13 protein-coding genes are annotated in these 11,478 nt (G+C 61.9%); 6 read left to right on the forward strand and 7 right to left on the reverse strand.

The window, feature by feature from the left end; all coding sequences use genetic code 11:
* From ACFHWW_RS20870 to ACFHWW_RS20900, 7 genes are all read right to left on the reverse strand, one after another.
* The coding region (locus ACFHWW_RS20870) for a hypothetical protein (protein ID WP_379940564.1) at window positions 1-283 on the reverse strand (283 nt) is incomplete at its 3' end.
* A gap of 50 nt (window positions 284-333) precedes the next feature.
* Entirely contained in the window at window positions 334-1,698 is a 1,365-nt protein-coding gene (locus tag ACFHWW_RS20875) for an FAD-binding oxidoreductase (RefSeq protein ID WP_324763844.1), read from the reverse strand.
* A gap of 110 nt (window positions 1,699-1,808) precedes the next feature.
* Entirely contained in the window at window positions 1,809-2,912 is a 1,104-nt protein-coding gene (locus ACFHWW_RS20880; RefSeq protein ID WP_338283863.1) for a sulfate/molybdate ABC transporter ATP-binding protein, read from the reverse strand.
* A 15-nt stretch (window positions 2,913-2,927) separates the two neighbouring features.
* On the reverse strand, window positions 2,928-3,803 hold the full coding sequence (gene cysW, locus ACFHWW_RS20885) for a sulfate ABC transporter permease subunit CysW (protein ID WP_018097152.1): 876 nt from the start codon (window positions 3,801-3,803) through the stop codon (window positions 2,928-2,930).
* Complete coding sequence (gene cysT, locus ACFHWW_RS20890) at window positions 3,793-4,659, reverse strand: sulfate ABC transporter permease subunit CysT (protein WP_379940567.1); 867 nt, start codon at window positions 4,657-4,659, stop codon at window positions 3,793-3,795. Before cysT ends, cysW begins: the two co-directional genes overlap by 11 nt.
* A complete protein-coding gene (locus ACFHWW_RS20895; protein ID WP_324763842.1) occupies window positions 4,656-5,681 on the reverse strand; it encodes a sulfate ABC transporter substrate-binding protein in 1,026 nt (341 codons plus the stop codon). Before ACFHWW_RS20895 ends, cysT begins: the two co-directional genes overlap by 4 nt.
* A gap of 266 nt (window positions 5,682-5,947) precedes the next feature.
* Window positions 5,948-7,006: a D-TA family PLP-dependent enzyme gene (locus tag ACFHWW_RS20900; RefSeq protein ID WP_324763841.1), complete on the reverse strand. Its 1,059-nt coding sequence runs from the start codon at window positions 7,004-7,006 to the stop codon at window positions 5,948-5,950.
* Between the two features lie 157 nt (window positions 7,007-7,163).
* Between ACFHWW_RS20900 and ACFHWW_RS20905 the strand changes: the two genes are divergently transcribed.
* The 6 genes from ACFHWW_RS20905 (at window position 7,164) to ACFHWW_RS20930 (ending at window position 11,455) form a co-directional block, all read left to right on the forward strand.
* A complete protein-coding gene (locus tag ACFHWW_RS20905; protein WP_102764196.1) occupies window positions 7,164-8,006 on the forward strand; it encodes a transporter substrate-binding domain-containing protein in 843 nt (280 codons plus the stop codon).
* 63 nt (window positions 8,007-8,069) lie between these two features.
* On the forward strand, window positions 8,070-8,732 hold the full coding sequence (locus ACFHWW_RS20910; RefSeq protein ID WP_026168824.1) for an amino acid ABC transporter permease: 663 nt from the start codon (window positions 8,070-8,072) through the stop codon (window positions 8,730-8,732).
* A 5-nt stretch (window positions 8,733-8,737) separates the two neighbouring features.
* Complete coding sequence (locus tag ACFHWW_RS20915; RefSeq protein ID WP_324763840.1) at window positions 8,738-9,397, forward strand: amino acid ABC transporter permease; 660 nt, start codon at window positions 8,738-8,740, stop codon at window positions 9,395-9,397.
* Between the two features lie 13 nt (window positions 9,398-9,410).
* Window positions 9,411-10,178, forward strand: a complete 768-nt coding sequence (locus ACFHWW_RS20920) for an amino acid ABC transporter ATP-binding protein (RefSeq protein WP_338283864.1) — start codon at window positions 9,411-9,413, stop codon at window positions 10,176-10,178.
* 36 nt (window positions 10,179-10,214) lie between these two features.
* The gene (locus ACFHWW_RS20925; RefSeq protein ID WP_100670589.1) at window positions 10,215-10,610 is read left to right on the forward strand and encodes a RidA family protein; all 396 of its coding nucleotides are present in this window, start codon (window positions 10,215-10,217) and stop codon (window positions 10,608-10,610) included.
* A 32-nt stretch (window positions 10,611-10,642) separates the two neighbouring features.
* Window positions 10,643-11,455 (forward strand): IclR family transcriptional regulator, encoded by an 813-nt coding sequence (locus ACFHWW_RS20930; RefSeq protein WP_198516650.1) that lies wholly within the window; start codon window positions 10,643-10,645, stop codon window positions 11,453-11,455.
* Window positions 11,456-11,478 lie beyond the last annotated feature (23 nt).

The following is an 11,478-nucleotide window of genomic DNA, read 5'->3' on the forward strand; positions in this document are numbered from 1 at the left end:
TTGCACTGTTTGGCACAGGCGTTGCGGAAACCATCTTGGCCAGTGGCCCTGTGCGGCCACACCGAAAGGCCGAACATATGGAAGCAAGCGATCCGATCAAAAAATCTGCAAAAAACACTTGCAAGGGAGAGCCGTCCACATAAGGGATGAGGACGGAGGAGAGATTGCATGTTTTTGTCCATTGATCGGCTACGATCAACAGCAGTGGCGCACCGTCGGTACTCAAGGAATTCAAGCGCATCGCCATGCGTGCCGACAAAACCGACCAGAGCTTCAACGCCATTATCCATCTCGCAGCAGCCGTCATAAACTCAAAATGAATCTCAACAGGCCTTAGGCTAAGACCTTGCCGGCATTGAGAATACCGTTCGGATCAAAGGCATTCTTGATGCGCCGCATGAGTTCGAGTTCGGCCGAACTGCGGGAGCGATCGAGAAAGTCGCGCTTCAGGAGGCCGATCCCGTGCTCGGCGGAAACCGAGCCGCTATAGGTGCCGACCAGTCCGTAGACGACGGCGTCGACCGCGTGGGCCGTTTCCTCGGTTGCGCCTGGAACGGAAAAGGCGATGTGAAGGTTGCTGTCGCCGACATGGCCGAAGAACGACACGTGCGCTTCGGGGAACTTGGCCCGGAGCGCCGTGCCGCAATCCTCGGCGAAGCTGCCGATTGCGCCGATCGGCAGGCTGACATCGAAGTTGAGAAGCAGGGGCAGCCGATCCAGCGCGTGACCCTCGCGAATACGCCAGAAGGCTTGAGCCTCTTTTTGCGATTGCGCGATCAGCGCGTCGCCGATTACGCCGTCCTCCAGGGCTCGCCCGAGAAAGATTTCGAACCGTTCGCGTTCCGCTTCATGGCCCTGCAGGTCCTCTTCGACGATGACGGCGAAAGCGGGAGAGGCTTCGAAAAGCCTGAGCCCTTCAGCCTCGCAGTTGAAACGGAAATAGCTCTCCCACATCGCCTCATAGGCGGAGAGGCCGGCGAGTTCCTTCTGTGCCCGCTTGAGCAGAGCGACGACATTCTCATAGCTGTCGAGCGCGCAGAGCGCCGTCAGCCGCCCGGCCGGTAGCGGGCGCAGGCGCAATACCGCCCGCGTGATGATGCCGAGCGTGCCTTCCGAACCGATGAAGAGCTGCCGCAGGTCGTAGCCCGTGTTGTTCTTGATCATCTTGTTCATCGACGAAATCACGGTTCCGTCCGCAAGAACGGCCTCGAGCCCCAGCACATTGTCGCGCGCGACACCGTTGCGGATCACCCGGATGCCGCCGGCATTCGTGGCCAGATTGCCGCCGATCTGGCAAGAGCCGCGCGCCCCCAGATCGATCGGCAACAGGAAGCCGGCATTCTCGGCCGCGCGCTGAGCGACTTCGAGGGGTGTTCCGGCGAGCACCGTCATCGTACCTGCCGCAGCATCGATCTCCTCGATGCCCGAAAGTCTCTCCAGCGATATGGCAACGTCGCCAGCGCACGGATTGGCGCCGCCGGCGAGCCCGGTCAAGCCACCCTGCGGCACCACGGTCTGGCGATGCGCGTTGCAGATCCTCAGCGCGTCGGCGACCTCGGCAACGCTTGCCGGGCGAACGACCGCCAGGGGGAGGATCCGGCCCGTGAGGCTCGCATCGCCGCGGTGACGTTCGGCGATCCGGTCGCCGGTGAGCACGGCATCGCCGAGTGCGCTCGTGAGATCATCGATAACAGACATTGGACGGTTTCTAGCGCAGGATTCATTCGATCGGAACGATTAATTCGGCAGATCAACGCCCGGCGTCCAGACCGGGCGAATCCGCGCTTCCAAAGCCCGGGTTCACCGCCTCACGTGCCGGTGGCCGCGAGCACCGGCGCCTCCGCCTCTATCGGCGGTGCTTCCTTTTGTCCGCCCTTGCGGAATAGCTTCCATCGCGTCGGCCGGAAGGCGATGCGCGTGTGGTCGGTGGAGGCGGCGCGTTCCGGCGGCAGCTCGATCTCGACCGGAGGGTGCGTACGTCCGAGGTCGAGTTCCAGATGCCGGGTGCCCGCCACGCGCCGGCTGGCCGTGACGAGGCCGGCGAGGCAACCGCCGCAGCCGTCGATGAGTTCCACGTCGTGCGGGCGGAAATAGAGGGTTGCGGCGCCGTCCGGTTCGTTCCCGGCACGAAGGCCGATCGGGCGGTCCTCATGCCAGATTTCGCCATTGGCGAGGGTGACGTTGAGGCAGTTGGACTGACCGATGAAGCCGTAGACGAAGGGCGAGACCGGATGGTCATAGATCTCGTCGGGTGTGCCGACCTGCTCGATCGCGCCCTTGCTCATCACGACGACGCGGTCGGCAAGCTCGAGTGCTTCCTCCTGGTCGTGAGTGACGAAGATCGTGGTGTGGCCGGTGCGATCGTGGATTTCGCGCAGCCACCGCCTCAGCTCCTTGCGCACCTGCGCATCGAGCGCGCCGAAGGGCTCGTCGAGGAGCAGAACGTTGGGTTCGACGGCCATGGCGCGGGCGAGTGCGACGCGTTGGCGCTGCCCGCCCGAAAGCTGGGCCGGGTAGCGTTTCTCCAGTCCGGAGAGTTGCACGAGTTCCAGCAGGTCGAGCGCCCTGCGGCGGATGTCGGCAGCCGTCGGCCGTCGTTTGGCGGGCCGCACCTTCAGACCGAAAGCGACGTTGTCGAGCACCGTCATGTGGCGGAAAAGCGCATAATGCTGGAAAACGAAGCCGATGTTGCGCTCCTGCACGGTCTTCTTCGACGCATCCTCGTCGCCGAAGAAAATCGTGCCTTCGGTCGGGCTTTCGAGCCCGGCGACCAGCCTGAGCAGCGTGGTCTTGCCGGAGCCGGAGGGGCCGAGGAGCGCGATCAGTTCACCCGAGCGGATGTCGAGGGAAACGTCCTCGAGCGCGGGAAAACGGCCAAATTCCTTGCGAATATTCTGGACGCGGACTTCCATGGAGGTCTGGACCTTTCAGTGCCTGCGGCTGGCAGCGATCTCGTCGCTGTAGCGAAGTTCAAGAGCAGTCTTCAAAACGAGCGTTACCAGCGCCAGGAGCGCCAGGAGCGCCGCCACCGCGAAGGCGGCGACGAAATTATATTCATTGTAGAGGATTTCGACCTGCAAAGGCATGGTGTTCGTTTGCCCGCGAATATGGCCGGACACGACCGAGACCGCACCGAATTCGCCCATGGCGCGGGCATTGCAGAGAAGCACGCCGTAGAGCAGGCCCCATTTTATATTGGGAAGCGTCACATGCCAGAAGGTCTGCCAGCCGGTGGCGCCGAGCGAAAGTGCCGCCTCCTCGTCGGCCGTTCCCTGTTCCTGCATCAGCGGGATCAATTCACGCGCGACGAAGGGGAAGGTCACGAAGACGGTGGCGAGCACGAGACCCGGAACGGCAAAGAGGATCTGGATGCCGTAGCTCTGCAGGATCGGCCCGAGCGCGCTGTGAGAGCTGAATAGCAGCACGAAAACGAGGCCGGAGATCACTGGTGAAACGGAGAAGGGCAGGTCGATCAGCGTCGTTAGAAACGCCTTGCCCTTGAACTCGAATTTCGCGATGGCCCAGGCGGCCGCCACCCCGAAGACGAGATTGAGCGGCACGGCGATCCCCGCGACGAGCAGTGTCAGACGGATCGCGGAAAAGGTCTCGGGGTCGCCAAGCGCCGTGAAGAACTCCATCGCTCCTTTGCGGAACGCCTCGATGAACACCGTGGCGAGCGGCAGAAGCAGGAAGAGCGCGACGAAACCAAGCGCAACGGCGGTCAGGACAACGCGTGAAAGCGGCGTTTCCGAGGTTGCAGCCGTCACAAGCGTATTAGAAGCGTAGCCGGCATCATGCGCCATAACCATATCTCCGTCTGCTCCACGCCTGGATCACATTGATGACCAGCAGCATCATGAAGGAAAGCAGGAGCATTACCGCGGCGATCGCGGTTGCTGCCGGATAGTTGAATTCCTCGAGGCGGATGACGATCAGAAGCGGCGCGATCTCCGAGACATAGGGAAGGTTGCCGGCGATGAAGATCACCGAACCATATTCGCCGACGCCGCGGGCAAAGGCGAGTGCGAAGCCGGTCAACCCGGCAGGCAGGAGACCGGGCAACAGGACCCGGCTGATCGTCTGGAAGCGGGTGGCGCCGAGGGTCGCAGCCGCCTCTTCGACTTCCTTGTCGATCTCTTCCATGATCGGCTGCACGGTACGCACGACGAAGGGCAACCCGACGAAGATCAGCGCCACGACGATCCCGGCCGGAGCGAAGGCTATCTTGATGCCGAGCGGAGCGAGCAGCGAGCCGATCCAGCCGTTCGGCGCATAAAGCGTCGTGAGCGCAATGCCGGCGACCGCGGTCGGCAGGGCGAAGGGCAGATCGACCATGGCGTCGATCACGCGCTTGCCGGGGAAGCGATAGCGCACGAGAACCCAGGCGAGGAGCACGCCGAAGACCAGGTTGACAACGGCGGCGATGAAGGCCGTGCCGAAGCTGATCGTCAATGCGTTGACCGTGCGCTCGTCAAGCGCCAGTTCCACGAATTTCGACCATCCGAGGCCGCTCGAGCGCCACAGCAGTCCGGAGAGAGGAATGAGAACGATGATGGTGAGCCATGCCAGCGTCACGCCGAGCGCCAATCCGAAACCCGGAATGACGCTCGGCTGCCGAAACCGCCACCGCGTGTTGCTGCGAGCGGCCATCGATATCATTGCCCCGGCCTGTAGATCTGATCGAAGACCCCGCCATCGCCAAAGAACTTCGGCTGAGCTTCCTTCCAGCCGCCGAAGTCGTCGATCGTGACGAGCTTCAATTCGGCGAAGCGCGCGGTGTCCTTGGGATCCGCCAGTTCAGGCTTGAACGGCCGGTAGTAGTGTTTGGCCGCGATCTTCTGCCCGACATCGCTGTAGAGATAGTCGAGATAGGCCTCGGCGACCTTGCGGGTACCCTTGCTGTCGACGTTGCCATCGACCAGCGCAACGGGGGGCTCCGCCTTGATCGAGATCGACGGCGTGACGATGTCGAAATTGTCGGGGCCCAGCTCTTCCAGTGACAGATAGGCTTCGTTTTCCCAGGCCAGCAACACATCGCCAAGGCCGCGCTGGACGAAGGTGGTCGTCGCGCCGCGCGCGCCGGTGTCGAGAACCGGCACATGCTTGAAGAGCTGCGCCACATATTCCTGTGCCTTCGCATCGTCCCCGTTATTGGCGGCACGTGCCCAGGCCCAGGCGGCCAGGAAGTTCCAGCGAGCGCCACCCGAAGTCTTCGGGTTGGGCGTAATTACCTGCACATCCTCCCTGACGAGATCGCCCCAATCCTCGATTCCTTTGGGGTTGCCCTTGCGGACGAGGAAGACGATGGTCGAGGTATAAGGCGCGCTGTTGTTATCGAAGCGGGACTTCCAATCGGCGGGAATTTTGCCGCTTTCCTTGGCGATCGCGTCGATATCCGCTTCGAGGGCCAGCGTCACGACGTCGGCCTCCAGCCCGTCGATGACCGAACGGGCCTGCTTGCCGGAACCGCCATGCGATGTCTGGATCGTCACGGTTTCGCCGGTGTCGGCCTGCCATTTTTCGGCAAAGGCCGCGTTGAACTCCTTGTAAAGTTCCCGAGTCGGGTCGTAGGACACGTTCAGGATCGTCGTGTCCGCAGCCGCGAGGCCAATCGAGCCAAGCTGCAGGCTTCCGACGATAAGCGCTAATTTGACTATTCCGGCAAGACTATTCGAGCTCATTTCGACCTCCATCTTTTGCCAGATAAAGCTATCGATTTGGTAGACTACTTCAACGCAAACTTATGACGCCTGGAGGCGGTTTCTTGAAAAGTCCTGTCAATATGCGAGCTGCTGAAAGAATGCCGTGCCCGTTATCGGTCTTGGCTCTCTGCCGCCGATAAAATAGCACGACATTTTAGAAATGCACTAAAATTGTGGACTAATGGTTTTCGGCTCCCCAACGGGCTCTTAAGGCTCGCCGAGCGCGGTCGTGACCGGGAGCCCGCTCAAAGGACGCGGCCGCGGGCGACGACCGTCCATGTTCCTTTTGGCATGCCGCTCTCGATGACGTGGACCGCGTCGACCATGTTGGTCACGACGCAGGCATGGTTCGGAACGATGCGGACCTGTTCGCCGACCTTTAGCCCGATCGGACCGTCCGAGACAAGGCGGCCATGCTCCTCGGAGAGCTGATCGATACGTATGTCGTCGCGGCCGAGCACGTGGCCGTAGCCGGTGAGACCCAGCAGGTCGGAGGTCAGGACCTTGCTGCCGGCATCGATGATCGCCCGGTTTTCGCTGGGAACCGAGACCACGGTCGCGAGAACGGTGAGGGCGCAGTCGTCCCATGACGCCACGCCACGGGCAACCAGCGACCGGTCGTTATAGATATACGTACCCGGCCTGTGCTCGCTCGCTATCGGCGCCTCGGCTGCCTGCATCATACCGGGCGTGCCCCCTGATGTAATGCACGGAACTTCGAGCCCCTCTGCCTCGATCAGCCGCTTCGCATCGCTCATGAAGGTCTGGACGCGTGCGGCGCCATCGGCCGGCGGATAGGTCATCAATCCGCCGAAGCGCAGCCCCGGTGCCTCGGCTATGCGCCGGGCAAGGCGCGCCGCCTCGGACGGAGTCCCGACGCCGCAGCGATCTGCCCCGGTGTTGCATTCGACAAGTACGGTCAAGGGCTTGCCGGCATCGGCGAAGAAAGCTGCGAGCCCGTCGACGACGGTCGCATTGTCCGCGACGACGCTGACCGTCGCCTTTTCGTTCAGTCGCGCGAGCCGCGCGAGCTTCTCGGTCCCGAGGAGGTTGTAGGTGATCAGCACATCCTCGATCCGGACGCTGCCGTCGACCATCGCCTCCGCCTCCGTCACCTTCTGGCAGGTGATGCCGATCGCCCCTGCATCGAGCTGCAGCTCGGCCATCTGCGGAAGCTTGTGGGTCTTTATGTGCGGGCGCACGCGGATGCCGTTCCGGTCGGCATAGGCTTGAAACGCAAGGACATTGCGCCGGGCGATATCGAGATCGACCAGCACGGCGGGGGTTTCGATCGGCAGTGTCATGCGGGCGTTTCCTCGATGCGAAGTGGATCGGCGGCGAATGTAGCCGATCCTGCTTGACAAGTAATGGCCCAAGGCATTTGATGGGTCAATCCGTTATTCAGGACGCATGTCCATTATACCGGAATATACGAGTGGGAGCGAAAGGGGAGGTCTTTCAATGATCAGCAAATTCACGGTCGCCGCGAGCTTCATCGCGGCCGTGCTGGCGGCCATGCCGGCGCAAGCACAACAGGCATCGAGCAAGCTCGATGAGATTCTGAGCCGCGGCCATCTGATACTCGGCACCGGCAGCACCAACGCGCCGTGGCACTTCAAGAGCGCCGAAGATAAGCTCCAGGGTTTCGACGTCGACATGGGCCGCATCATCGCAAAGGCGCTCTTCGGGGACCCGGAGAAGATCGAGTTCGTCAACCAGTCGTCCGATGCTCGTATTCCGAACATCACCACCGGCAAGGTCGATATCACCTGCCAATTCATGACGGTTACCGGGGAACGCGCTCAGCAGATCGCCTTCACTATCCCTTACTACCGGGAAGGCGTCGGCCTGATGCTGAAGGCGGACGGCGAGTATGCCGATTATGAAGCGCTGAAAGCTGCCGGCTCTTCGGTGACGATTTCCGTATTGCAGAACGTCTATGCCGAGGACATGGTCCATGCGGCCTTGCCGGAGGCGACGGTCGACCAGTATGAATCCGTCGACCTGATCTATCAGGCGCTCGAATCCGGCCGCGCCGATGCCGCCGCGACCGACCAGTCCTCGCTCGCCTGGTACATGACCCAGAACTCGGGGCGCTATAAGGACGCCGGCTATGGCTGGAACCCGCAGACCTATGCCTGCGGCGTCAGGCGCGGTGATCAGGACTGGCTGAACTTCGTCAACACGGCGCTGCACGAAGCCATGACCGGTGTCGAATTCGATTTCTATGCGAAGTCGTTCAAGACCTGGTTCGGCAAGGACCTCACCCCGCCGCAGATCGGTTTCCCCATCGAGTACAAGTGAGCCCTGCCAATGGCGGCTCCGCCTCTTGGTGGAGCTGCCTTGTTCCACGAAACGGCTGCTTCCATGACATATTCCTTGAACTTCGCGGCCGTGTGGCGCTCGTTCGACCTGCTTCTCGAAGGTCTGGCGCTCAGCCTCGGCCTTGCATTTGTCGCGATCCTCGCGGGTTGCGTGATCGGGTTGATCACGGCCTTTGGGCTCGTTTCCAGAAGGGCATTGCTGCGCAAGCCTGCCGGGCTCTACGTCACCGTGATCCGCAACACGCCGATCCTCGTCCTCGTCCTCTTCAGCTATTTCGCGCTTCCTGAACTCGGAGTCCGTCTCGGCAAGATCGAGAGCTTCGTCGCGACGCTTGCAATCTACTCGGGGGCCTATCTTGCCGAAGTGTTTCGCGGCGGCCTCATCGCCATACCGCCGGGCCAGCGCGAGGCGGGGCTCGCGATCGGGCTTACGGAGATGCAGATACGCACGTCGATCATCATTCCGCTGATGCTGCGCAGCGTCCTGCCGTCGCTTAGCAGTACGATGATCTCGCTCTTCAAGGACACCTCGCTCGCCGCCGCGATCGCGGTTCCGGAACTCACTTTCGAGGCACGCAAGATCAACGTCGAGACCTTCCGCGTCATCGAGACCTGGATCGTTGCGAGTTGCCTCTATGTCGCGACCTGCTCGTTGCTGGCCGCGCTTATGCGCGCCGCCGAGCGGCGTCTTGCAGTGCCGAGGTGACCGTCATGGATTTCTCGTTTCTCGACCAGCTCTGGCTTGCCCGGATACCGCTCCTCAAAGGGCTCGGCGTCTCCGTCTCGATATCGCTTCTCTCGATCGTCGTCGGCACCGTGCTGGGTGTCTTCGTCGGTCTGGCGCTCGTCTACGGGTTTCGTCCCTTCAAATGGGTCGTGCGCGGTTACACCGATTTCATCCGCGGCACGCCGGTGCTCGTCCTGGTGCTCGCAAGCTACTACGTCCTGAGCACGATCGGCATCGATCTCGGACCGTTCCAGGCCGGTGTTCTGGCCCTTGCCGTCTTCTGCAGCTCGCATGTCGGCGAACTGGTGCGCGGCGCGCTGCAATCGATCCCCAAGGGGCAGACCGAAGCCGCCAAGGCGATCGGTTTGACCTTTGCGCAAACCTTCGCCTATGTGCTCGCCCCGCAGGCGTTGCGGCAGGCACTTCCTGCCTGGGTCAACACAGCGGCCGAGATGGTCAAGGCATCGACGCTGCTTTCGATCATCGGCGTGAGCGAGTTGCTGTTGCGGACGCAGGAAGTGATCTCCCGCACCTTCATGAGCCTCGAATTCTATTTCTTCGCAGGCTTTCTCTATTTCGTCATCAATTACGGCATCGAGCGCTTTGGCCGTTACGTCGAGCGCAAGACCGCCGTTCCATCGTGAGGCTCGCAATCCGATGACCAACCTTCTCGAAATCCGCGATCTTCACAAACGCTACGGCACGGTCGAGGTGCTGAAGGGCGTCGATTGCTCGATGCGCCAGGGGGAGGTGATCAGCATCATCGGCTCCAGCGGCTCGGGCAAGACGACGATGCTTCGCTGCATCAACATGCTGGAGGAGTTTCAGGGCGGCACGATCGCCATCGACGGCCAGGAGATCGGCTACGAGACGGCAGGAGGCGCCCGCCGGCGCAAGTCCGAGCGGGAGATCGCCCGTCAGCGCGCACTGACCGGCATGGCCTTCCAGCAGTTCAACCTGTTTCCGCATATGACCGCCGCGGCCAATGTCATGCTCGGGCTTGTCAAAGTGAAAAAGATGGGCCGCGACGAGGCGAGGGTGCTTGCCGAGAAATGGCTCGACCGGGTCGGCCTGCTCTCGCGCAAGGATCATTATCCGGGGCAGCTTTCCGGCGGCCAGCAGCAACGCGTGGCGATCGCCCGTGCCATCGCCATGAATCCGAAGCTCATGCTCTTCGACGAGGTCACTTCGGCGCTCGATCCGGAGCTCGTCAACGAGGTGCTGCAGGTCATCAAGGGTCTCGCCGAGGATGGGATGAGCATGCTGATCGTCACTCACGAGATGCGCTTTGCCTACGAGGTCTCGTCCCGGGTGATCTTCATGAACCAGGGGCGCATCGGCGAGGAGGGGGATCCGCGCGAGATGTTCCTGAAACCAAGGACCGAACGCCTGGCGGAGTTTTTGAAGACCTCGACGTTCAACTGAGCAAGCAATGAATTTGATGAAGAAGTGGAGTGAAGCGTGACGATCAAGCGTTATGGAACGGGCGAAACCGGTGCGGGCAAGCAGCCCCTGCCATTTGCACGCGCCGTGGAGGCGAACGGGTGGCTCTATGTTTCCGGTCAGGTCGCCATGGAGGCGGGCGAGATCGTCGGCGGCGGGATCGTCGCGGAAAGCCGCAAGGCGATCGAAAACATGATCGCAATCCTGCACGAAGCCGGCTATGGGCTCGAAGATGTGGTGCGTGTCGGCGTCTGGCTCGACGACCCCCGTGACTTCTGGACCTTCAACGGCGTCTATGCGGAGTATTTCGGCGCCAACCCGCCGGCCCGCGCCTGCGTTCAGTCGCGCATGATGGTCGACTGCAAGGTCGAAGTTGACTGCGTCGCCTACAAGGCTAATCGAGGTCAATTCTGAAGGACCGGAATAGAAGCGGCAAGGAGGGCGCGGTGGTGGAGGCGGAAGACACGATAAATCGCAGGGCGAGGGGTCTCGACCGGGCTTTCGAAATCCTCGATTTCCTGCGTCTGCGGCGTCAGCCCTTGCGCCCCAACGAGATCGCGCAAGGGATCGGCGCGCCGCGTTCGTCGGTCTATGAGCTCGTCAACCTGCTCGTCCGCCAGGGGATCATCGAATATCGCGGCGATGACGGCCGCGTCTTTCTCGGGCGCAAGCTCTATTTCCTCGGCGCGGCCTATGCCGAACAGTTCGACCTGATGCGCGAAAGCGAGCATCTTCTGGCGCGGATCGCCGAGGAGACGCGCGAGACGGCGCAGATGTGCCAGCTCGAAGGCAACAAATATGCCGTCGTTCTGATGAACGAGGGGAGCCGCCCGTTCCGAATCTCCACCAATATCGGCGAACCGGTCGCCATTCCGTGGACCGCATCCGGCCGTCTCCTGGTGGATCACATGAGCGACGAGGAGATCCTGGCCTTCATACCGCAGGAGGATTTCGTCCTGCCGGATGGCACGCGCCTCGAGCCCTCCGAATTCATCGCTCAAGTCCGCAAAGCCAAGAAGGAAGGCTATTTCACCTTCAACAGCATCGTCGACAGCTTCACCCATTGCTTCGCCGTCCCGGTCTACGACGCGGAAGCGGTCTGCATCGCGACGCTCTGCCTCGTAGCACCGAAAGAGGACGGTCTGCGCAATCGCGAGGCCTATCTTCGCGTGCTGATCGACGGAGCTGGCGAGCTCTCCGAGAAGCTTGGCTATCGCAGTGACCGGGAGGCTTCTGCACGAGCGGCTGCCGGACGGTGACAGCCGTCTCCGCATTGGTGGTA

It is taken from the genome of Sinorhizobium sp. P24N7, from assembly GCF_042436655.1.
Taxonomy (GTDB): Bacteria; Pseudomonadota; Alphaproteobacteria; order Rhizobiales; family Rhizobiaceae; genus Sinorhizobium; species Sinorhizobium meliloti_A.